Consider the following 21,204-nt stretch of genomic DNA (forward strand, 5'->3'; position numbering starts at 1 on the left):
GCGTTGGGTTTTTCCAGACGAGGCGGCGGCACCCGGAGGCCGCGAGAGGCCGCCCCGACGGGCGGCCTCTCGCGTCTGGGGATCACTCCCACTCGATCGTCCCCGGCGGCTTGCTCGTGACGTCGAGCACCACGCGGTTCACGTCGCGCACCTCGTTCGTGATGCGGTTCGAGATCTTCGAGAGCACGTCGTACGGCAGACGCGTCCAGTCGGCCGTCATGGCGTCCTCGCTCGACACCGGGCGCAGCACGATCGGGTGGCCGTACGTGCGGCCGTCGCCCTGGACGCCCACGGAGCGGACGTCGGCCAGCAGCACGACCGGGCACTGCCAGATGTCGCCGTCCAGGCCGGCGGCCGTCAGCTCCTCGCGAGCGATCGCGTCGGCGTCGCGCAGGATCTCGAGGCGGTCTCGGGTGACCTCCCCGATGATGCGGATGCCGAGGCCGGGACCGGGGAACGGCTGGCGACCGACGATCGCCTCCGGGATGCCGAGCTCTCGCCCGATCGCCCGCACCTCGTCCTTGAACAGCGTGCGCAGCGGCTCGACGAGCTCGAAGTCGAGATCCTCGGGTAGGCCGCCCACGTTGTGGTGGCTCTTGATGTTGGCCGTGCCCGCTCCGCCGCCCGACTCGACGACATCGGGATACAGCGTCCCCTGCACGAGGAACCTGACCTTCTCGCCCGACTCGCGGGCCTCCGCGATCAGGTCGAGCTGCACCTTCTCGAACGCGCGGATGAACTCGCGGCCGATGATCTTGCGCTTCTGCTCGGGGTCGGTGACGCCCTCGAGGTGGCCTAGGAACGTGTCCACGGCGTCGACCGTGATCAGGCGCACACCGGTCGACTCGACGTAGTCCTTCTCGACCTGCTCGCGCTCGCCCTTGCGCAGCAGGCCGTGGTCGACGAACACGGCGGTCAGCTGATCGCCGACGGCCTTGTGCACGAGAGCCGTCGAGACGGCCGAGTCGACGCCGCCGGACAACGCCGAGATGACGCGCGCGTCGCCGATCTGCGCGCGGATGCGCTCGACCTGCTCGGCGATCACGTTGCCGGCGTTCCAGTCCGCGGGAAGCCCCGCGGCCTTGTGCAGGAAGTTCTCGAGCACCTTCTGGCCGAAGTCGCTGTGCTTCACCTCGGGGTGCCACTGCACGCCGTAGAAGCACCGCTCGGCGCTGCCGAACGCCGCCACCGGCGTCGCCGCGGTGGAGGCGAGCACCTGGAAGCCCTCGGGGGCCTTCGACACCTGGTCGCCGTGGCTCATCCACACGTTCTGCGACGCGGGCTGCCCCTCCAGGAGCACCCCGCCGTCGCCGACGAGCGCGGCGTCTGTCGCGCCGTACTCGCGCAGGCCCGTGTTGGCGACCTCGCCGCCGAGCGCCTGCGCCATCACCTGGAAGCCGTAGCAGATGCCGAGGGTCGGGACCCCGAGGTCGAACACCTTGGGGTCGAGCGTCGGCGCGCCCGGCTCGTACACGGACGAGGGACCGCCGGAGAGGATGATGGCGACCGGGTCGTGGGACGCGATCTCCTCGGCCGTCGCGGTGTGCGGGATCAGCTCGCTGAACACGCCCGCCTCGCGCACGCGGCGCGCGATCAGCTGCGCGTACTGGGCGCCGAAGTCGACGACGAGCACGGGGCGCTGGACGGTGTCGTCCGTCACGCTCGCCGCCTCGGGCGGCACGGGGGTGGCATCGCTCACGGAGCGACCTCCAGATCGTCGGTGGATGAGGTGGCTGCGGCGCGCTTCTCCGCGGCGCGCGCGGCAGCCGCGGCCTCGCGCTCGGCGAGGTAGCGCTTCACGTCGCGGGCGACGCGGATCTCCATGAAGAAGGAGAGGAACGGGACGACGCCGCCGCCGGCGAGGGCCAGGAAGCGCGGGAACCGCCAGCGCATCAGGCTCCACACGCGGAAGCAGGCGAACAGGTACACGACGTAGAACCAGCCGTGCACCACGAGGATGGCGAGCGACACGTTGAAGCCGTCGCCGGTCGAGATGATCTCGCAGTCGTTCGTCATCGGCGCGAACATGGACCACCACAGGCAGTCCGGTCCGACGATCGCCGGGGCGAACCAGAGGAAGCCGCCCGAGCCGCCGAGGAACAGCTCGACGTGCAGCGGCGTGTACTTCAGGATCATCTCGGCCACGAGCAGCAGCAGCCCGACGCCGGTGATGACCGAGCAGATCTGGTAGAACCGCAGCGCCCCCCGGATCTGCGGGAAGGTGGCGAGCTTCGGCTGCGGCATGGGGTCCAGTCTATCGGCGGCTGCTGTGCGTCCGATCCGCGACGGGGATCTCGGCGGGGGCGCGGGACGGGCGCGGCGCCGGGGCGCGGCGGGTCAGACCTCGTCGGGATCCACGCCCTCGATCTCCTCGACCTCGCGCTGCCAGGCGTCCTTGGCGAGGCGGTACCAGAGGTAGAACGCGAAGCCGGCGAAGATCGCCCACTCCACGGCGTAGAAGATGTTCAGCCAGTTGACCGGGCTGCCGATCTCCGGCGCCGGCGAGGAGATCTCCTCGAGGCCCGCGTCGACGAGGCCCGCGGTCGGGTCGGACGACGTCAGGTACGGGCGGTAGACCTCGACGGCTGCGACCGGGGAGCCGTCGGGCTCGTGCCAGCGGCTCAGCAGCGCGGCGGGCGACATGCGCGTCTGCTCGAGCGGGTCGGCCTCGGGCGGCGGCATCGCCGGCCCCTCGTCCGAGATGATGCGCCCGGTCAGCGGGATCGGCTGGTGCGCCTCCCGTGTCAGCGACGCCTCGGTCGCGGCCTCGTCGAGTGCGGCGGCCGCAGCGTCGGCGCGCTCGCGCGTCGGCGCCCATCCGATGGCCACGGCGAGCGCCGTCGGCTCATCGGCGTCGACGCGCAGCTGGCCGGTCACCCAGTAGCCCTCGACGTCGTCGTTGAAGCGCGACGAGACGACCACGAAGTCACCCGGCACCCAGCGCCCGCCGACGTCCACGCGCTGGCCCACGAGCGGCTCCTCGAGGTAGGCGCCCGGGACGACGACGTCCTCGATCGGGCGCACCTCCTCGGTCGCTCCCTCGGGCACCGGGTCGGTGTCGATCGCGCTCGAGAGCTGCCACTGCCCCAGCCAGGCGAACACCCCTGCGACCAGCAGGGCGAACAGCAGCAGCGCGATCCAGCGCGGCCGCAGCATGACCTCCCGCAGCGTGGGCGGGAAGGCCGGCGGGGCCTCGGCGAGGGGCTGGGACACTGACCGCTCGGACACTCAGCGCTCGTACGGCGCGACCACGACGTCCACGCGCTGGAACTCCTTGAGGTCGGAGTAGCCGGTGGTGGCCATCGACTTGCGCAGCGCGCCGATCAGGTTCGCGGTGCCGTCGGCCACGGGGGCGGGGCCGTACAGCACCTCTTCGAGCGTGCCGACCTGGGGCACCTTGACGCGGCGGCCGCGCGGCAGCTTCGGGTGGTGCGCCTCGGGTCCCCAGTGGAAGCCGCGGCCGGGAGCGTCCGTCGCCCGTGCCAGCGCCACGCCCAGCATCACCGCGTCGGCGCCCATCGCGAGCGCCTTGACGAGGTCGCCGGACGTGCCCACGCCGCCGTCGGCGATCACGTGCACGTAGCGTCCGCCCGACTCGTCGAGGTAGTCGCGGCGGGCCCCGGCGACGTCCGAGACGGCGGTCGCCATCGGGGCGTGGACGCCGAGGGTGGCGCGCGTGGTCGACGCGGCGCCGCCGCCGAAGCCGACGAGCACGCCGGCCGCGCCGGTGCGCATCAGGTGCAGCGCGGCGGTGTAGGTGGCCGCGCCGCCGACGATGACCGGCACGTCGAGGTCGTAGATGAACTTCTTGAGGTTGAGGGGCTCGGCGACGCTCGAGACGTGCTCGGCCGAGACGGTGGTGCCGCGGATCACGAACAGGTCGACGCCCGCGGCGACGACGGTCTCGTACAGCTCCTGCGTGCGCTGCGGCGTCAGCGATCCGGCGACGGTGATGCCCGCGGCACGGATCTCGTTGATGCGCGCCGTGACCAGCTCGGGCTTGATCGGGGCGGCGTAGAGCTGCTGCATGCGGCTGGTGGCGACCTCGTCCGGCAGCGACGAGATCTCCGCGAGCAGGGGCTCCGGGTCCTCGTAGCGCGTCCACAGGCCCTCGAGGTCGAGCACGCCCAGTCCGCCGAGCTCGCCCAGCATGATCGCCGTCTTCGGGCTCACCACCGAGTCCATCGGCGCCCCCATGACGGGGATGTCGAAGTGGAACGCGTCGATCGACCAGTCGGTCGTGACGTCCTCGGGGTTGCGGGTGCGCCGCGACGGCACCACCGCGATGTCGTCGAACGCGTACGCCCGTCGTGCCCGCTTGCCGCGGCCCAGCTCGATCTCCGTCGTCACCGTCCCAGCCTACCCGGGCCGGTGCGGACGCTCCCCGGGCGCCGCCCCGCCGGCCCCCGGCCCGGCGGGGCCGCCGCGCCCGGGAGCGGTGGCAGGATGCTGGCGTGACAGAACGAGCGCACCGAGATCACCCGTCGCCCGTGCTCGCGGACGACGAGGTGCGGCACATCCTCATCGAGCGCAACGCCGAGATGGGGGCGACCGGCGGCGCCGTCGGGGGCGGGGCGGCCGGTGGCCGCGCCGGCGCGGCGGGCGGCGCGAGCGGGGGCCGGATCGGCGGCCGCCTCGGCGCACGCCTGTTCACCAGGGTGACGGGCCTGACCCGTACCTACGACGTGCCGCGCACGGGGGCGGCGGCCGCCGACGTGCGCGGGATCCTGCAGCCGCTGCCGGCGAGCTCGGACGACGACGACGCGATCGTCGGGCTGATCGGCGCCGGCGCGCTCGGCATGAACTCCGCGGTCGTGCAGGTCGTGTGGCACGCCGACCGCGTCGAGGCGACGGCCCACGCCCTGGAGGGGCTCATCGACCAGCGCACAGCGGCGGGCGCCCTGCTGAAGGTGGAGGACGCGCTCGCCCGCCACCGCCCGGGCGGCGACTCCCCCACCCGTTGACCGGGACGCCGGCGGGTCAGCGCTTGTAGTTCGGCGCCTCGACCACGATCTGGACGTCGTGGGGGTGCGACTCCTTCAGCCCGGCCGAGGTGATGCGCACGAACTTGCCGCGCGCCTTCAACTCCTCGATCGAGCGCGCGCCCACGTAGAACATCGACTGCCGCAGGCCGCCGACGAGCTGGTAGACGACGGCCGAGAGCGGCCCGCGGTACGCGACCTGTCCCTCGATGCCCTCGGGGATCAGCTTGTCGTCGCTGGGCACGTCGGCCTGGAAGTAGCGGTCCTTCGAGTAGGACGTCTGCTTGCCGCGGGTCTGCATGGCCCCGAGCGAGCCCATGCCGCGGTAGGTCTTGAACTGCTTGCCGCCCTGGAACACGATGTCGCCGGGCGACTCCTCCGTGCCGGCCAGGAGCGACCCGAGCATGACCGTGTCCGCGCCGGCGACGAGGGCCTTGGCGATGTCGCCCGAGTACTGCAGGCCGCCGTCGGCGATCACCGGGACGCCCGCGGGACGCGCGGCGAGGGACGCCTCGTAGATCGCGGTGATCTGCGGCACGCCGACGCCCGCCACCACGCGCGTGGTGCAGATGGAGCCGGGGCCGACCCCGACCTTGACGGCGTCGACGCCGGCGTCGATCAGCGCCTGGGCGCCCTCGCGGGTGGCGATGTTGCCGCCGACGACGTCGATGTGCTCGAACGTCGGGTCGGCCTTCAGGCGCTTGACGATGTCGATCACGCCCTGCGACTGGCCGTTGGCCGTGTCGACGACGATGACGTCCACGCCCTTGTCGCGAAGCGCCTCGGCGCGCTCCCACGCGTCGCCGAAGAAGCCGATCGCGGCGCCGACGCGCAGGCGTCCCTGGGAGTCCTTCGTGGCGTTCGGGTACTTCTCGCTCTTGTCGAAGTCCTTGATCGTGATGAGGCCCACGAGCTTGCCCTCGTCGTCGACGAGCGGTAGCTTCTCGACGCGGTGCTGCGCGAACAGCGCGACGACCTCCTCGGGCGAGATGCCCGGGCGCCCCGTCACGAGACCCTCGGCCGTCATGACGTCCTTCGCGAGCGTCGTGGTGCGCTCGAAGTCGGAGACGAAGCGCATGTCGCGGTTCGTGACGATGCCGACGAGACGGCCCGCCTCGTCGACGACGGGCAGGCCGGAGATGCGGTACTTGCGGCAGAGCCCGTCGACCTCCTCGATCGTCGCGTCCGGCGACGTCGTGATGGGGTCCGTGATCATGCCCGACTCGCTGCGCTTGACCCGGTCGACGGCCGCGGCCTGGTCGGCGATCGACAGGTTGCGGTGCAGGATGCCGATGCCGCCCTGTCGGGCCATGGCGATCGCCATCCGCGACTCCGTCACGGTGTCCATGGCGCTCGAGAGCAGAGGAGCGGCGACGCGGATGTTCCGCGTCAGGCGCGACGACGTGTCGGCCTCGCTCGGGATCACGTCCGTATGCCCTGGCAGGAGCAGCACGTCGTCGTAGGTGAGTCCGACGAATCCGAACGGATCGTAATCAGTCATTGCCGCTTCTCCTGCCGATGCGAGATGGATGCACTCGTATCGCGGGAGGACCCGGGTGTGTCATCCTCCCCCGTATACGGATTCTAAGGCGCGAGAGGCTGGAGATATTCCGGAGGGCAGATCGCACGGATCAGGGTCGATCCGGCTGCGCAGATTGCCCTCCGACACGCACCTCATGCTCTCAGGAAATGTTCAGGACACATTAGGGTCTTACGTTTGAACGAACCGTTCGACCAGCCCGGTGCGATGCATCCCCACCCGTCGCCCCTGGACCGGAGGATCAATGAACCCCAGAATCGCCTCCTCGAGGCGTACCCGAAACGGTGCGATCGTCGCTCTCGCGACGTTTCTCGCCGCCCTCTTCGCGGCCGTGCTGCTGCCGACTGCAGCGCACGCCGCGGAGGGCGACCCGTACACGATCAGCGGAAACGTCAGGAACGAGGGCACACCGCTCGAGGGCGTCGAGCTCTCGGTCGACGGGCCCGGCGGCGTGCAGGAGGTCGTCACCGACGGCGACGGCCGCTGGAGCGTCGACGTGCCGGACAACGAGGCCTCGTACGTCGTGACGCTCGACGAGTCGTCCCTGCCTGACGGCATCGCGGTGGTCGACGAGTCGGGCGAGGACGAGACCCCCAACGTGAAGGAGGTCGTGGTCGGCCCCGGCGGCATCGCGGCGGTCAACTTCTTCATCGGGCAGGCCGAGCGCAACGTGACGAGCTTCTTCGACCAGCTCGTCCAGCGCGTCTTCCAGGGCATCAACTTCGGGCTCATGCTGGGGCTCGCCGCCGTCGGGCTGTCGCTCGTGTTCGGCACGACCGGCATCTCGAACTTCGCGCACGCCGAGATGGTGACCTTCGGCGCGGTGATCGCCCTGTTCCTGGTCGGCCCCGCGAGCCTCGCGCTCCCGGTCTGGGTGGGCATACCCGCGACGATCGTGCTCAGCGCCGTGCTCGGCTACGTGCTCGACCTGCTGCTGTGGCGCCCGCTGCGGCGCAGGGGCACCGGGGTCGTGCAGCTGATGATCCTCTCGATCGGCCTCTCCCTCGCGATGCGGTACGTCTACCAGTTCTTCATCGGCGGCGGCACGCAGCAGCTCCCGGCCATGGTCCCCGCCGTCAGCATCCCGCTGTTCGGCGCCGTCACCACCACGCTCAACGACCTGATCTCGATGGGCATCTCGATCGTCGTCATCGTCGCGTTCGCCATCTGGCTGACGCGCAGCCGGCTCGGCAAGGCGACGCGCGCCATCAGCGACAACCCGTCGCTGGCGGCCGCGTCGGGCATCAACGTCGACCACGTCGTGCGGGTCGTGTGGATCATCTCGGGCGCCCTCGCCGGCCTGGCGGGAGTCCTGTACGCCTACTACCGGCCCGGCATCCGCTGGGACATGGGCGCGCAGATCCTGCTGCTGGTGTTCGCCGCGGTCACGCTCGGCGGCCTCGGCACGGCGTTCGGCGCCCTCGTCGGCGCGCTCATCATCGGTGTCCTCGTCGAGGCGTCGAGTCTCTGGATCCCGGCGGACCTGCGCTTCGCGGGTGCGCTGGTCGTCCTCATCGTCATCCTCCTGGTACGGCCGCAGGGCATCCTCGGCCGCCGCGAGCGAATCGGATAGGTGCCGCTCATGAACTGGTCCCAGATCTTCGAGAACACGCTGTCCTCGATCCTCAGCCCCGCGACGCTCGGCTACGCGCTCGCCGCCCTCGGCCTCGCGGTGCACTTCGGCTACGGCGGACTGATCAACATGGGTGTCGCCGGCTTCATGGCGCTCGGCGCCTACGGCTACGCCATCTCGGTGCTCACCTTCGGTCTGCCGTGGTGGCTCGGCGCGATCGTCGGCCTCGCCGCCGCGGCGGTGTTCGCGCTGGTGCTCGGCATCCCGACGCTGCGGCTGCGCGGCGACTATCTCGCGATCGCCACGATCGCCGCGGCGGAGGTGCTGCGCCTGCTGTTCCTCACCACGGCGTTCGCCGACGTGACCGGGTCCGCCGACGGCCTGAGCGGCTATCACGGCAGCTTCCGCGAGATGAACCCCCTGCCGGACGGCACCTACGGCCTCGGTCCATGGATGTACAACGAGAACGGCTGGTGGGTGCGGCTCATGGGCGTGCTCACCCTGGCGTTCGCGGCGCTGACCGTGTGGATGCTCACCCGCAGCCCCTGGGGTCGCGTGATGAAGGGCATCCGCGAGGACGAGGACGCCATCCGCTCGCTCGGGAAGAACGTCTTCTCGTACAAGCTGCAGTCGCTCGTGCTCGGCGGCGTCATCATGGCGGCGGGCGGCGTCGTCTACGCGCTGCCCTCTGCGGTGAGCCCCGGCGTGTACGTCACGTCGCTGACGTTCTTCGTGTGGACGGCCCTGCTGCTCGGCGGGGCGGCCACCGTCTTCGGACCGCTCCTCGGGTCGCTCGTGTTCTGGGTGATCCAGACGTTCCTCTCGAACGTCCTCCCCGCGCTGGTCTCCGCCGGTGTGCTGCCGTTCATGTCGACCGTCCAGGCCGGCACGCTGCGGTTCATCCTGGTGGGCGTCGCGCTGATGCTGCTCGTCATCTTCATGCCGCAGGGCCTCCTCGGCGACAAGAAGGAGCTGACCTTTGTCCGATAACGCCACCCCTCAGAGCGAGCCGGCGCCGATGACGGCGCCGGTGCCCCGCGCGAAGACCACGGGACTGCACGTCGGCGAGGCCCGGCCGGGCGTGAAGAAGCTCGACCCGATCATCGTGGCCGACAACGTCACGCGCACGTTCGGCGGCCTGACGGCCGTCGACGTCGAGCACCTCGAGATCCCGCGCGGCGCCATCACCGCGCTCATCGGTCCGAACGGCGCGGGCAAGACCACGCTGTTCAACCTGCTGACGGGCTTCGACAAGCCGAACTCCGGCACGTGGTCGTACGACGGCACCGACCTCGCCCACGTGCCGGCGCACAAGGTCGCCCGTATGGGGCTCGTCCGCACGTTCCAGCTCACCAAGGCGCTCGGCCGCCTGAGCGTCATGGACAACATGAAGCTCGGCCGACCGGGTCAGACGGGCGAGAGGTTCTGGCACAGCCTCATCCCCGCGCTCTGGCGCGCCCAGGACCAGGACATCGAGCGGCGCGCCCACGAGCTGCTGGTGAAGTTCAAGCTCGACGCGAAGAAGGACGACCTCGCCGCCGGGCTGTCGGGCGGCCAGAAGAAGCTGCTCGAGATGGCCCGCGCGCTGATGACCGACCCCACGCTCGTCATGCTCGACGAGCCGATGGCCGGCGTGAACCCGGCGCTCACCCAGTCGCTGCTCGACCACATCCTCGACCTGAAGGACGAGGGGATGACGGTGCTGTTCGTCGAGCACGACATGCACATGGTGCGCCACATCGCCGACTGGGTCATCGTGATGGCCGAGGGCAAGGTCGTCGCCGAGGGCGCGCCGGACCAGGTCATGAAGGACCCGGCGGTGATCGACGCCTACCTCGGCGCGCACCAGGAGCTCGACCTGGGCGTGGTGACCGGCCGGATCCCCATCGTCGAGGCCGACCCGACCACGGACGCCGCGGCGTCCGCAGCCGTCGATGCGGCGACCCTCGAGGCCGAGGCGACCGCCGAGGCGGACAAGGAGGACACGAAGTGAGCGATCAGGCCGCGACCGCGCAGGAGACCCCCGTGGTGCTCGTCGACGACGTGCACGCCGGCTACCTCCCCGGGGTGAACATCCTCAACGGCGCCACCCTCACCGCGCAGCAGGGCGAGCTGATCGGCATCATCGGCCCGAACGGGGCCGGCAAGTCGACGCTGCTCAAGGCCATCTTCGGGCAGGTGAAGATCCGCAGCGGCGTCATCACCCTCGCCGGCGAGGACATCACCGGGCTCGGGGCCGACCGGCTCGTCTCGAAGGGCGTGGGGTTCATCCCGCAGACGAACAACGTCTTCCCCTCGCTGACGATCGAGGAGAACCTGCAGATGGGCGCCTACCAGAAGCCGAGGCTCTTCGCCGAGCGGGTCGACTTCGTGACGAGCCTGTTCCCGGATCTCGCCAAGGGCGCCGGGATCAAGAAGCGCGCCGGCGGGCTCTCCGGCGGTGAGCGCCAGATGGTCGCCATGGGGCGCGCTCTCATGATGGATCCCAAGGTGCTGCTGCTCGACGAGCCCTCGGCGGGCCTCTCCCCCGTGCGTCAGGACGAGGCGTTCCTGCGGGTCTCGGAGATCAACAAGGCCGGCGTGACCTGCATCATGGTCGAGCAGAACGCCCGGCGCTGCCTGCAGATCTGCGATCGCGGCTACGTGCTCGACCAGGGCCGGGACGCCTACACCGGCACCGGCCGCGAGCTGCTGAACGACCCGAAGGTCACCGAGCTCTACCTCGGCACGCTGGGCGCCTGACACCCGGGCGAGGGGCCCGGGTCCGCGGATCCGGGCCCCTCGCGTACGCGTCAGCGCCGCGCGCGGTCGTCGGGCACGTACAGCCGCACGTCGTCGATCGTGGCGCTGCCCTCGTAGTAGTTCAGGTGCGGGTCTCCGACGATGAACGAGTCGGGGTACGCGGATCCCTCCGGCCAGACGCTCTCGAGCGTGTAGGCGCCGGCGGCGCCCGTCAGGGTGAGGTCCTGGTCGAACGCGCCGTCGTACTCCGCCGCCGTCTGGTTGTAGTGCCAGATCGGGATGCCGTCCTCGACGAACTCCCGCGTGAAGCGGAAGGTCGCCTGGCCGATGTGCTCGAACGGACCGCTGTACTCGATCGTGTAGGCGCCGTCGCGGCGCTCGACCGCGAACGTGTAGCTCTGCTCCGGCATCAGCTCGGGCTGCAGCTCGGCGGAGGTGAGGATGCGCGAGTACTGGTCCTCGTCGCCGAACCGGTCGATGCTGTCGGCCGATCCGCACGCCGTCTCGAACTGGTAGTGGTTGCCGATGTTGTTCTGGCCGGACATGAAGCTGTCGCCGCGGATGAAGATGGCATTCAGCCCGACGTAGTTCGAGTCCGCGGAGCTGAACAGCTCTCCGGTGGCCGGGTCGCAGGTCGCGTAGTCGCCGTACTGGCCGACGACATCCGCGTAGTAGCCGTCCATGATGACCTTGCGGCGGTGGTGGATGCCCGGGTTGCCGTGCGGCGCCGGGTTGGCGTGGTCGAGGATGGCCAGGTAGTAGAAGCCGTTCTCGGCGCGCACGTCGCCGTACTCGCACCGCGACGTGTCGGCGAGCGCGCCGCGGAAGGTCCAGGGATAGCCCGTCATGCACTCGCGGTCGGCGTCGTAGCCGTTGTAGCGGTCGCCGTCCAGGAAGCTGCCGGTGCTCTTGCCGCCGAAGTCGAGCGAGCGCAGCGTCACCTCCACCCGGTACTCGGCGGGGAGCGCGTCGGTCGGCCGGAGGATCGCGCCGGAGTTCCACTGCGGCTCGTCGATCAGCAGCGCCCTCTCGCGGCTGCCGTCCATCCGGACGGTCGACAGCGTCGGCTCCGAATCCGGCTCTCCGTCCAGATCGGCGTCGACGGACGCGAGCTCCGCCGTGAGCCAGCCGTCCTCGCCCAGACGCACCTGCTGGCGATAGACGTCGAACGTCTCGAGCGCGTCGCTGAAGGCCGGGTCGCTGATGGCCCGCCACGCCTCGCCGTCGTCGTCGAGCGCGTCGATCGTCCATCGGTCGTCGACGCCGTTCTCGTCGAGGATCCATTCGGCGCCGGCCGTGGTGAACGGGCGGGAGAAGTCCTCGTCGGCCACGAGCCGCCAGCCCGGACGATCGCCGCCGTGGTGACCGCGGCCGGTCTCGACGACGTGCGCCTCGGCGGGTGCCACCGCGAGCAGTCCGCCTCCGGCGACGACGGCGACGGCGGGGGCGGCGAGCCACCGGCGGAGCGTGCGGGAGGTACGGGAGGTGCGGGAGCCGCTCACAGCACGTCCTCCTTCGTCGTCCCGATCACGAGGTCGCTCACGCGGTTGGCGATCTCGAACGCCGTGTTGTCGCGGTCGTACGCGCCCCACTTGGGCTCGTTCGCCGAGTCCCAGGTGCGGCCCGCGTAACGCGTGGACCCGTCGGCGAACGTCTGCCGCTCGCCGTCGTAGTACAGCTCCACCCATCCGTCCGCCTCGGTGGCGGACGTGTGGATCCCGATCGCGACGCGGTGCTCGTCGAGCTCGCTCACCGGGGCGGACCAGATGGTGGTCCACACCTCGCCGGGCGCGACGTACGTGAGGCGCAGCTCGCCGCTCTGCACACGCAGGAGCAGGGGGTAGTTCTGGTCGGCGTTGGGGTACGACTTCCACTGCCACGCGACCCAGTCGCCCTGCGTGGCGTCGGGCACCAGCTCGAGGCTCTGCGTCCAGCCGAGCCAGTAGGTCTCGTCCTCGGCGAACGCCAGGCGCTCTCCATCGGCGCGCACGCCGCGCGCCTCGCAGCGGTAGGTGCCGACCGACTTCTGGAACCGGAAGGCGCCGTCGACGACGGACAGGACGCCGGGGTCGTCGCACTCGATGGTGCCGAAGACGCCGGCGCCGTCGGCGGAGCCCCCCTGCCAGATCACGTCCGCGCGGGCGGGGGCGGCGGCGAGCACCAGGGCGAGCGCGGCGGCACCGGCGGTCACGGCGAGCGGGGCGCGACGGCGCGGACGAAGGGTGCGGGACGCGACGGGCGCGGGTGTGCAGGGAAGGGTCATGGGGGCCTCCATTGGTATATACCAGCAAATTGGTATGTACCAGTAGAGGGACAGAGGCGCTCCCCGTCAAGACCCTGCGCGGGATGCGGCGGTCAGTCCCGAACCCGGAGCGCGCTGAACGCGCCCGTCGCGGTCGCCGAGGCGGACGACGCGGGTGCGATGCGCGCAGACAGCTCGAACCGCGATGCGGGATACGTCGACGTCGTCCACTCGATGACCTCGCCGTCCGAGATCGTGGTCCGCACGAGCTCCAGCACGGGCGAGCCCGGATCGACCCGCAGCACCTCCGCGTCCGCCTCCGTCACGATCCCCGCGCGGATCGTCTGCGAGCCGGCGTCGAACCGCACGCCGTAGTCGTCGACGAGCACCTGGTACAGCGACGTCGACGTGAAGTCGCGCTCGAGCAGGCCCGGCGTGCGGCGGGCGCGGAGGTGGGTGCGCTCGATCGCCATCGGCGCGCCGTCCGCCAGCCTCAGACGCGAGAGCAGGATGAGCTCCTCCCCGGCCGTGACGCCGAAGGCGGCCGCGACATCGCCCTCGGCCTCGATGCGCGTCGCCTCCAGCACCTGGCTCGACGGCGCGTAGCCGCGCGAGCGCATGTCCTCCGAGAAGCTGGTCAGCTGCAGCGGCACGTTCACGACCGGACGCGCCACGAACGTGCCCCGCCCGACCTCGCGCACCAGCAGTCCCTCGCGCACGAGCTCGTCGAGAGCCCGCCGGGCCGTCATGCGCGAGATGCCGACCTCCTCGGCGAGCTGCCGCTCGCTCCCGGTGGGCGTCCCCACGGGCAGTGTCAGGATCTTCTCGCGCAGTTCGTCGGCGAGCTTCTGATACTTCGGGATCTCCACGCACCGATCCTCGCACCCCGTCGCCGCCGGGGCCCGACGGCGGGCCGCCGCGGGACGGCACGGCGACGGCGGACGGATCTTCACACGGGCGAAACAAATGGGCTATACCATTCTTGGAAATGGGCTATACCATTGGCTCACCCGATCCCATTCGAGGAGGACGAGATGGATGCCGTCGTCGACGTGCTCGAGCTGATCACGAACAACCTGTTCAACCAGGTGGCAGTGCTCATCGGCCTGATCGCCATCGTGGGCCTCGCGCTGCAGCGCAAGCCGTTCGAGGAGGTGGTGGCGGGCGGCATCCGCGCGACGATCGGCGTGGTGGTCCTCAACATCGGCGTCGAGGTCTTCGTCGGCGGCCTGACGAGCTTCCAGGCGATCGTCTCCAGCGCGATGGGGCTGCAGCCCCCGACCGCGGAGTCGACGCTGACGGAGTTCAGCGCCGGCGCCGGCTCGGTCGTGCCGCTCATCATCGCCGGCGGCTTCGTCGTGCACCTCGTGCTCGTGCGGATCTTCCCCGCCGCCCGCTACGTGTACCTCACCGGCCACCTCATGTACTGGATGAGCGTCGTCGTCGCGGCCAGCCTGGTCGAGATGTTCGGCGACGTGAACCGATGGGTGCTGGCGGGAGTCGGCTCGCTCATCGCCGGGTCGTACTGGGTGCTGCAGCCGATCGTGATCGGCCCGCTCATGCGCCGCGTGATGGGCGACGACCAGGTGGGGCTCGCCCACACCGACTCGTCGATCGCCCTCGCCGCCGGCTACGGGGCGAAGGCGCTGCGACTCGGCGACCCCGTCGCCCACGACTCCGAGCGCCTGCGGCTGCCCCGCGCGCTGTCGTTCTTCAAGGACATCAACGTCTCCACCGCGTTCGTGACGGGCGCGATCCTGCTGGTGGCGATCCTGTTCGCCGCACCCGAGGTCGTAGCCGAGCAGATGGCCGGCTCCGCGGTGCTGCCCTGGGTGTGGGCCCTGCTGCAGGCCCTGCGCTTCGCCGCCGGCATCGCCATCCTGCTCTTCGGCGTCCGGATGTTCCTCTCGGAGATCGTGCCGGCGTTCCAGGGCCTGTCGGAGCGGGTGCTGCCCGGCGCACGCCCGGCGCTCGATCTGCCGGTGACGTTCACGCGCGCGCCCACCTCGGTCATGATCGGCTTCCTGTCGTCGGTGGCCGTGTTCCTCGTCCTCATGGGCGTCTTCGCCGGGCTCGGCTGGTTCGTCCTGGTGCCGCCGATGATCATGCTGTTCTTCGGCGGGGGTGCCGGCGGCGTTTTCGGCAACGCGGCCGCCGGCTGGCGCGGCGCCGTCTTCGGCGGAGCGCTCAACGGGGTCGTGCTCGCCTTCGGCCAGTGGATCGGCTGGGGCCTGTGGTCGGGGACCGCGCCCGAGCTGGCGACGCTCGCCGACGCCGACTGGTACGTCGTCGGGTGGCTGCTCCTCGGCCTCGGCGCCCTGCTCGCGCCGCTCGGCGCCTGGGGCGCGGTGGTGATCGCGGTCGCCGTGCTCGCGGTGACCGTCGCGATCCTCGCGGTGCTCAGCGCCCGCCAGCGCCGCTCGGGCGCGACGCCGGACGCGGTCGACGCCACGGCGCCGGAGACCTCGCCCGCCACCGGCCCGTTCCCCGCTGCCGCGGAGACAGCCGATCGCGCGGCCCCGGCGGCCGTCGCGGAGCCGCGGGTCGCCGTCGCGAGGCCGGAAGCCGCCGTCGCGACGTCCGACCGCTCCGCACGGCCCGCGGTGCTCCGCGTGCTCGCGGTCTGCGGCGCCGGGATGGGCACGAGCCTGGTGCTCAGCACGACGGCGAAGCGGGCGCTCGCGCAGCTCGACGTGACCGCGGAGGTCACCTACGCCGACCTGGGCTCGGCCCGTTCTCAGGCGCCCGACGTCGTCATCGCGCAGGCGACGTACCTGCAGGAGATCGCAGGCATCGCCCCCGTCGCCGTGCAGATCGACCACTTCGTCGACGTGGACCACGTGCGGGAGCGCCTGGCGGCCGGGCTGGACGAGAGGGGATGGCTGTGACGACGACCGACATCGCGACATACGTGCGGGACGTGCTCGAGGCGAACGACGAGGCGACCGCCGCGGCGGCGCGGGCGATCGTACGCAGCGGTCACCGCGGCGGCCTCGTGCGGCCGGCGGGGGCCGGGCACTCGCTCGCGGCCGTGCTCGAGACCTTCTTCCGCGCGGGCGGGCTGGCCTTCGTGAGCCCGCTCTGGCATCCCGATGTGCTGCCGTTCGCGGGCGCTCGGCTCGCGACCGACGCGGAGCGCCGGCCGGGCCTCGGCCGGCGCGTCGCCGAGGAGGCGGGCCTCGGCCCCGACGACACCGTCGTGATCTTCTCCAACAGCGGCGTGAACCCGTACCCCGTCGAGATCGCGGAGGTCGCGCGGGAGCGCGGCGCCGCCGTCGTCGCGTTCACCTCGCTGCGCTCGTCGGAGGCGGCCCCGCGCCGGTCGTCGGCCACCGTGGCGTCCCTCGCCGACGTGGTCGTCGACACCGCCGTGCCGCCCGGCGACGTGAGCTGGCCGCCGGAGGCGCCGGTGACGTCGCCGCTGTCCAGCATCGCCAACACGGCGCTGTGGACGACGATCCTGCGCAAGGTGCACGATCTCGATCCCGGTCTGCCCCGCTGGCGCAGCGCGAACGTCGAGGGGAACGACGAGCACAATGCCGCGCTGATGGCGCGGTTCGAGGATCGCGTGACCGCCCTCTGACCTCCGCTCGCGGCTCGGCCGGCGGCATGTCCCCTGCCGCAGGCGCAGCACGGTCACAGCGCGAAGCGCCCCCGCCTCCGGAGGAGACGGGGGCGCTTCGCCGCGTGCGAGGGGTCAGCCCTCGTACGGCGAGTAGGTGTTGTCGGCACCGTACTCGTAGACGTTGATCATGCCCTCGGTCGGGTCGCCGACCTCGTCGAACGTGACCGGGCTCGAGACGCCGTCGTAGTCGGCGACGCCTCCCGCGAGGATGATGTCGGCGCAGTCGGCGAACGTCGTGCACTTCTCACCGTCGCCGATGCCGCCCGAGACCTCCTGCAGCTTGCCGGAGATCGCCTCGGGGTCGGTCGAGCCGGCCGCCAGCGACGCGAGCGCGAGCAGGTTGACCGCGTCGAACGACTCGGGCGCGTACGTGTAGTCGCTGAGCGCCGTCGTGCCGCTCTCCTCCACATAGGCGTTGAGGCCGTCGATGAACTCCTGCACGTCCTCCGGCGTGGGACCGGGGTAGGTGCCCTTCGCACCCTCGAGCAGCCCCTCGGGGAAGTCGGGGTAGGCGGCCATGTTGCCGTCGACGAGGAAGACGTTCTCCGCGTCGAAGCCCTTCTCGATCAGGCTCGGCAGCAGGGTCTCGGCCTCGGCGAAGCTGATGACCGTGATGGCCTGCGGGTCCGCCGCGAGCACCTCGGAGATCTGCGCGTCGAACGTGGTGTCGCCCGTGTTGAACGTCGGGTCGGCGACGACCTCGCCGCCGGCGCCCTCGAACGACTCGGTGATGTACTTCGCGAGGCCGGTGCCGTACGCGTCGTTCAGCACGATCAGGCCGAGCGTCTCATAGCCCTGCGAGGCGATGAAGCTGCCGTGCACGGCGCCCTGCAGCACGTCCGACGGAGCGGTGCGGAAGTAGAGGCAGTCGTCCTCGTACGTCGTGAACTGGTCGGACGTGTTCGCCGGCGAGAACTGGATGACGCCCGCTCCGGTGACGTCGTCGATGAACTGCAGCGAGACGCCCGACGACGCGGCGCCGACGATCGCCGAGACGTCCTCGCTCAGCAGGCGGGGGATCTCGGTCTCGTAGGCCTTGTTGTCCGTGTCGCCCGAGTCGCCGTGCACCACGTCGAGCGAGAGCCCCGTGGTCTCGGCGTACTCGTTGATGAGCGACTGCGCGTAGTTCACGCCCTCGATCTCGGGCGGGCCGAGGAAGGCCAGGGTGCCGGTCTGGGGCAGGGCCGTGCCGATCTTGAGGGACAGCTCGCCGCCCACCTCGCCGGCGGGCTCGGTCAGCGGGTCGCACTCCACGGCCGGGGCCGCGACGGTCTCCTCGGGCTCCTCGCTCGGGTCGGCGGACGTGCCGCCGCCTCCGGAGGCACACCCGGCGAGGGTCAGAGCTGCGGCGCCGGTGAGGGCGATGGCGCCGAACAGCTTCCGGGATCGAACCATCTGGTTCCGTCCTTTCATCAGGACCCGCGGATGGGGACTGGGGCCTGCGCGCTCCCAGGGAGTGCACAGGCGGCCGCGGGTAATGGACGGAAATCTACCGGCGATTTGTTTCGCGTGTGTTTTCGGGCGCGCACTCGCACAGCGCGCGGGCCCTTTCGGGATCGAATCGTTACCGGTCCCGTCGTTCTGCGGGACAGCCCGCGGTCAGGCGCCCCCGTCGATCGCGACGCCGCGTGCGATCCGCGCACGGCGGGCGTGGCGCACCTGGTCGGCCATCAGCAGCACGCAGGCGATCCAGACGATGCCGAACCCGACCCACCGGGCCGGCGGCATCGGCTCGTGCAGCACGGCCGCGCCGACGATGAACTGCAGGATCGGTCCCGCGAACTGCAGCAGCCCGATGGTGGTCAGCGACACGCGGCGGGCGCCGGCGGCGAACAGCAGCAGCGGGATGGCGGTCACGACGCCCGCGCTCAGCAGCAGCACGGTGTGCCAGGCGCCCGCCGTGCCGAGGGTGATGCCGGTGCTCGCCGCGACCAGCGCCAGCTGGACCACGGCGACCGGCGCGAGCCACAGGGTCTCGAGCGCGAGGCCGCTCGTGGCGTCGACCGAGCCGCCGACCTGCTTCTTCACCAGGCCGTACGCCCCGAAGGTCGCCGTCAGCAGCAGGGCGTACCAGGGCACGTCGCCGTACCCGACGATGATCACGACCACGGCGACGGCCGCGACCCCGATCGCGATCCACTGCAGCACCCGCAGACGTTCGCGCAGCACGATCACGGCGAGCAGCACCGTCGTGATCGGGTTGATGAAGTAGCCGAGGCTCGCCTCGAGCACCTGGTCGCTCTGCGTGGCGAGGACGAAGACCTGCCAGTTGCCGTAGATCAGCGCACCCGCCAGGCCCATCAGCAGCGCGAGGCGCGGCCGCCGCAGCACGGCGACGAAGCGACCCCATCCGCGCGTGACGGTCAGGAGCAGCGCGCAGAAGACCAGCGACAGCAGCACGCGCCAGGCCACGACCTCCCACGACCCCGCCGGCGCGAGCGCCACGAAGTAGAGAGGCAGGACGCCCCACAGCACGTAGGCGCCGAGGGCGTAGAGCGTCCCGGCCGTCTCGCCGCCGCCCCGTTCGTCGCGCAGGGACGAGGAGGCGGGGGCGGCGTTCACCGACTCAGACTACGGGCGCCGCGGCCGCCGCGGGCCCGCGGCGCCTGCCATCCATCGCGGGTTTCCTGCCACGGACGCGGAGTCGTCCGGGCGACGCCGCGGGCGCGGGACGCGAGAGGGCCCGGACGCGATGCGCGTCCGGGCCCTCTCGGAGAGTCGCGGGGTCAGCGGACGACGACCGCCAGGACGTCGCGAGCCGACAGCACCAGGAACTCGTCGGCGCCGAACTTGACCTCGGTGCCGCCGTACTTGCTGTACAGCACGCGGTCGCCGACGGCGACGTCGAGCGGGACGCGGTTGCCGTTGTCGTCGATGCGACCGGGGCCCACCGCGACGACCTCGCCCTCCTGGGGCTTCTCCTTCGCGGTGTCGGGGATGACCAGACCGCTGGCGGTGGTCTGCTCGGCCTCGACCTGCTTGATGACGATGCGGTCCTCGAGCGGCTTGATGGAAACCGACACGGTGTACCTCTTCTTTCCTGTGCTTCGTACGGGAAGACTGTTCGCCCCTGAGCTCCCTCGCGGAGCCGGGGCTTTGCACTCCCCTATGGAGAGTGCTAACAGCAGTTTAGGAGGCATGCTGGCACTCGCGCAACGCGAGTGCCAGCCTTTGTCATCCTCCGACACAACGCAGGACCTCCGCCCGCGAGGCGGCGTGACCGAGCGCCGCCCCGGCGGGATGCGCGCCGGTCCCGCTCGAACGTCCTGCATCGTGTCGCGGCCCTGACCGTACGCTGGACGGATGGACTCCGCCGAGCTCGACGCCCTGCTCACGCGCGACGGGCTCGCGCTCCTCGAGTCGCTGGACCCGGTGGAGACGACCGACGACGTCACGCGGGCGGTCTCGCGGCTGCGCGCCGCCGGCCACTCCCCCGAGCTCGTCTCCGCGGTGGTCGGCCAGGCCCGGCTGCGGCGTCGGGCCGAGGCCAAGTTCGGCCCCTTCGCGTCGCGCATGCTGTTCACCCGCGCGGCGCTCGAGCAGGCGACGCGGATGAGCGTCTCGGCGCATCACGCACGCCGGATGCGCCAGGCCGGCATCCGGCGCGTGGCGGACCTGGGCTGCGGCATCGGCGGCGACTCCCTCGCGTTCGCGTCGCTCGGCATCGGCGTGCTCGCCGTCGACGCCGACGAGGTGACGGCCGCCCTCGCGGCGTTCAACCTCGCCCCGTTCGGCGGCGACGTCGAGGTGCGCTCGGCGCTCGCGCAGGACGTGGGGCTCGACGACGTCGACGCGGTGTGGCTCGACCCCGCGCGCCGCACCGCCGGGCACGCCGAGACCGCCCGCGTGTCCGCGGCCGACTACTCCCCTCCGCTCGAGTGGACCTTCGACCTGGCGGGGCGGGTCTCCGCCGGCGTCAAGCTCGGCCCGGCCCACGACCGCGACGCGGTGCCGGAGGGCGCCGAGACGCAGTGGGTGAGCGTCGACGGCTCGACCGTCGAGCTGATCGTGTGGACCGGCGCCCTCGCACGGCCGGGCGTCCGCCGCGCCGCCCTGGTGCTGCGCGGCGAGCAGGCGCACGAGCTCACCTCCGCGGCCGACGCGTCGGACGAGCCGGTGCGGGAGCTCGGCGCGTTCCTGCACGAGCCGGAGGGCGCCGTCATCCGGGCACGCCTGATCGGCGACGTCGCCCGCTCGCTCCAGGCGGGACCGGTGGCGCCCGGAATCGCCTACCTCACGGGCGACGCGACGGCGACCAGCCCGTTCGTGACGTCGTTCCGGGTGCGCGAGGTGCTGCCCGCCGACCCGAAGCCCCTCGCGAAGGCGCTGCGGGCCCGCGGCATCGGGACGCTCGAGATCAAGAAGCGCGGGGTCGACGTCGATCCCGCCGCGCTGCGAAAGCGCCTGTCGCTGAAGGGGGACGAGTCCGCGACGCTGATCGTCACCCGCATCGGCGGTCGGCGGACGGCCGTGCTCGCCGACCGGGTGCCGCGCCCCTGA

19 protein-coding genes are annotated in these 21,204 nt (G+C 71.4%); 8 read left to right on the plus strand and 11 right to left on the minus strand.

Going from position 1 to position 21,204, the window contains the following annotated elements; all coding sequences use genetic code 11:
* Window positions 1–82: 82 nt before the first annotated feature.
* The 4 genes from guaA to K5S26_RS12645 all read right to left on the minus strand — a co-directional run bounded on the left by guaA (window position 83) and on the right by K5S26_RS12645 (window position 4,350).
* The gene (guaA, locus tag K5S26_RS12630; RefSeq protein ID WP_308122972.1) at window positions 83–1,660 is read right to left on the minus strand and encodes a glutamine-hydrolyzing GMP synthase; all 1,578 of its coding nucleotides are present in this window, start codon (window positions 1,658–1,660) and stop codon (window positions 83–85) included.
* Between the two features lie 35 nt (window positions 1,661–1,695).
* On the minus strand, window positions 1,696–2,244 hold the full coding sequence (locus tag K5S26_RS12635; protein WP_221858692.1) for a DUF3817 domain-containing protein: 549 nt from the start codon (window positions 2,242–2,244) through the stop codon (window positions 1,696–1,698).
* 93 nt (window positions 2,245–2,337) lie between these two features.
* Window positions 2,338–3,156 carry an SURF1 family cytochrome oxidase biogenesis protein gene (locus K5S26_RS12640; protein WP_221858950.1) on the minus strand — a complete coding sequence of 273 codons (819 nt, stop codon included), beginning with the start codon at window positions 3,154–3,156 and terminating at the stop codon, window positions 2,338–2,340.
* A 72-nt stretch (window positions 3,157–3,228) separates the two neighbouring features.
* The gene (locus tag K5S26_RS12645; RefSeq protein ID WP_221858694.1) at window positions 3,229–4,350 is read right to left on the minus strand and encodes a GuaB3 family IMP dehydrogenase-related protein; all 1,122 of its coding nucleotides are present in this window, start codon (window positions 4,348–4,350) and stop codon (window positions 3,229–3,231) included.
* A 104-nt stretch (window positions 4,351–4,454) separates the two neighbouring features.
* On the opposite strand from K5S26_RS12645, the gene K5S26_RS12650 reads away from it, so the two are divergent.
* On the plus strand, window positions 4,455–4,964 hold the full coding sequence (locus K5S26_RS12650; protein ID WP_221858696.1) for a hypothetical protein: 510 nt from the start codon (window positions 4,455–4,457) through the stop codon (window positions 4,962–4,964).
* A gap of 16 nt (window positions 4,965–4,980) precedes the next feature.
* On the opposite strand, the gene guaB is transcribed toward K5S26_RS12650, so the two are convergent.
* Window positions 4,981–6,483, minus strand: a complete 1,503-nt coding sequence (gene guaB, locus K5S26_RS12655) for an IMP dehydrogenase (RefSeq protein ID WP_221858698.1) — start codon at window positions 6,481–6,483, stop codon at window positions 4,981–4,983.
* Between the two features lie 283 nt (window positions 6,484–6,766).
* On the opposite strand from guaB, the gene K5S26_RS12660 reads away from it, so the two are divergent.
* Genes K5S26_RS12660 through K5S26_RS12675 form a run of 4 tightly spaced genes read left to right on the plus strand, consistent with a single transcriptional unit; the run spans window position 6,767 to window position 10,837 of the window.
* The gene (locus K5S26_RS12660) at window positions 6,767–8,095 is read left to right on the plus strand and encodes a branched-chain amino acid ABC transporter permease (protein ID WP_221858700.1); all 1,329 of its coding nucleotides are present in this window, start codon (window positions 6,767–6,769) and stop codon (window positions 8,093–8,095) included.
* A gap of 9 nt (window positions 8,096–8,104) precedes the next feature.
* Entirely contained in the window at window positions 8,105–9,085 is a 981-nt protein-coding gene (locus K5S26_RS12665; protein ID WP_221858702.1) for a branched-chain amino acid ABC transporter permease, read from the plus strand.
* A gap of 28 nt (window positions 9,086–9,113) precedes the next feature.
* Window positions 9,114–10,088: an ABC transporter ATP-binding protein gene (locus K5S26_RS12670; protein WP_221858952.1), complete on the plus strand. Its 975-nt coding sequence runs from the start codon at window positions 9,114–9,116 to the stop codon at window positions 10,086–10,088.
* On the plus strand, window positions 10,085–10,837 hold the full coding sequence (locus K5S26_RS12675) for an ABC transporter ATP-binding protein (protein ID WP_221858704.1): 753 nt from the start codon (window positions 10,085–10,087) through the stop codon (window positions 10,835–10,837). Before K5S26_RS12670 ends, K5S26_RS12675 begins: the two co-directional genes overlap by 4 nt.
* 50 nt (window positions 10,838–10,887) lie before the next feature.
* Here the strand turns inward: K5S26_RS12675 and K5S26_RS12680 are convergent, their stop codons facing one another.
* The 3 genes from K5S26_RS12680 to K5S26_RS12690 all read right to left on the minus strand — a co-directional run bounded on the left by K5S26_RS12680 (window position 10,888) and on the right by K5S26_RS12690 (window position 13,948).
* On the minus strand, window positions 10,888–12,339 hold the full coding sequence (locus tag K5S26_RS12680) for a hypothetical protein (RefSeq protein ID WP_221858706.1): 1,452 nt from the start codon (window positions 12,337–12,339) through the stop codon (window positions 10,888–10,890).
* A complete protein-coding gene (locus K5S26_RS12685) occupies window positions 12,336–13,100 on the minus strand; it encodes a polysaccharide lyase family protein (protein WP_221858708.1) in 765 nt (254 codons plus the stop codon). Before K5S26_RS12685 ends, K5S26_RS12680 begins: the two co-directional genes overlap by 4 nt.
* A gap of 92 nt (window positions 13,101–13,192) precedes the next feature.
* Window positions 13,193–13,948, minus strand: a complete 756-nt coding sequence (locus K5S26_RS12690; protein WP_221858710.1) for a GntR family transcriptional regulator — start codon at window positions 13,946–13,948, stop codon at window positions 13,193–13,195.
* Window positions 13,949–14,113: 165 nt separating this feature from the next.
* Here K5S26_RS12690 and ulaA point away from each other — a divergent pair, with 165 nt between their 5' ends.
* Window positions 14,114–15,967 carry a PTS ascorbate transporter subunit IIC gene (gene ulaA, locus K5S26_RS12695; protein WP_221858712.1) on the plus strand — a complete coding sequence of 618 codons (1,854 nt, stop codon included), beginning with the start codon at window positions 14,114–14,116 and terminating at the stop codon, window positions 15,965–15,967.
* Complete coding sequence (locus tag K5S26_RS12700; protein WP_221858714.1) at window positions 15,964–16,662, plus strand: sugar isomerase domain-containing protein; 699 nt, start codon at window positions 15,964–15,966, stop codon at window positions 16,660–16,662. Before ulaA ends, K5S26_RS12700 begins: the two co-directional genes overlap by 4 nt.
* 114 nt (window positions 16,663–16,776) lie before the next feature.
* Here K5S26_RS12700 and K5S26_RS12705 read toward each other — a convergent pair whose 3' ends face one another.
* From K5S26_RS12705 to groES, 3 genes are all read right to left on the minus strand, one after another.
* On the minus strand, window positions 16,777–18,099 hold the full coding sequence (locus K5S26_RS12705; protein WP_246603969.1) for an ABC transporter substrate-binding protein: 1,323 nt from the start codon (window positions 18,097–18,099) through the stop codon (window positions 16,777–16,779).
* Window positions 18,100–18,303: 204 nt separating this feature from the next.
* Window positions 18,304–19,266: an EamA family transporter RarD gene (gene rarD, locus K5S26_RS12710; RefSeq protein ID WP_308122957.1), complete on the minus strand. Its 963-nt coding sequence runs from the start codon at window positions 19,264–19,266 to the stop codon at window positions 18,304–18,306.
* A 164-nt stretch (window positions 19,267–19,430) separates the two neighbouring features.
* A complete protein-coding gene (gene groES, locus K5S26_RS12715) occupies window positions 19,431–19,727 on the minus strand; it encodes a co-chaperone GroES (protein ID WP_017203655.1) in 297 nt (98 codons plus the stop codon).
* A 280-nt stretch (window positions 19,728–20,007) separates the two neighbouring features.
* On the opposite strand from groES, the gene K5S26_RS12720 reads away from it, so the two are divergent.
* Window positions 20,008–21,204, plus strand: a complete 1,197-nt coding sequence (locus tag K5S26_RS12720; protein ID WP_221858718.1) for a class I SAM-dependent methyltransferase — start codon at window positions 20,008–20,010, stop codon at window positions 21,202–21,204.

The sequence above is a fragment of the Microbacterium marinilacus genome (assembly GCF_019753765.1).
Taxonomy (GTDB): domain Bacteria; phylum Actinomycetota; class Actinomycetes; order Actinomycetales; family Microbacteriaceae; genus Microbacterium; species Microbacterium marinilacus.

Excerpts from the sequence above, each read along its gene's own strand:
- K5S26_RS12685 (WP_221858708.1), bottom strand. The coding sequence starts at position 13,100 with ATGACCCTTCCCTGCACACCCGCGCCCGTCGCGTCCCGCACCCTTCGT.
- K5S26_RS12705 (WP_246603969.1), bottom strand. The coding sequence starts at position 18,099 with ATGGTTCGATCCCGGAAGCTGTTCGGCGCCATCGCCCTCACCGGCGCC.
- K5S26_RS12670 (WP_221858952.1), top strand. The coding sequence starts at position 9,114 with ATGACGGCGCCGGTGCCCCGCGCGAAGACCACGGGACTGCACGTCGGC.
- K5S26_RS12660 (WP_221858700.1), top strand. The coding sequence starts at position 6,767 with ATGAACCCCAGAATCGCCTCCTCGAGGCGTACCCGAAACGGTGCGATC.
- K5S26_RS12665 (WP_221858702.1), top strand. The coding sequence starts at position 8,105 with ATGAACTGGTCCCAGATCTTCGAGAACACGCTGTCCTCGATCCTCAGC.
- ulaA (WP_221858712.1), top strand. The coding sequence starts at position 14,114 with ATGGATGCCGTCGTCGACGTGCTCGAGCTGATCACGAACAACCTGTTC.
- K5S26_RS12720 (WP_221858718.1), top strand. The coding sequence starts at position 20,008 with ATGGACTCCGCCGAGCTCGACGCCCTGCTCACGCGCGACGGGCTCGCG.
- K5S26_RS12635 (WP_221858692.1), bottom strand. The coding sequence starts at position 2,244 with ATGCCGCAGCCGAAGCTCGCCACCTTCCCGCAGATCCGGGGGGCGCTG.
- K5S26_RS12640 (WP_221858950.1), bottom strand. The coding sequence starts at position 3,156 with ATGCTGCGGCCGCGCTGGATCGCGCTGCTGCTGTTCGCCCTGCTGGTC.
- guaB (WP_221858698.1), bottom strand. The coding sequence starts at position 6,483 with ATGACTGATTACGATCCGTTCGGATTCGTCGGACTCACCTACGACGAC.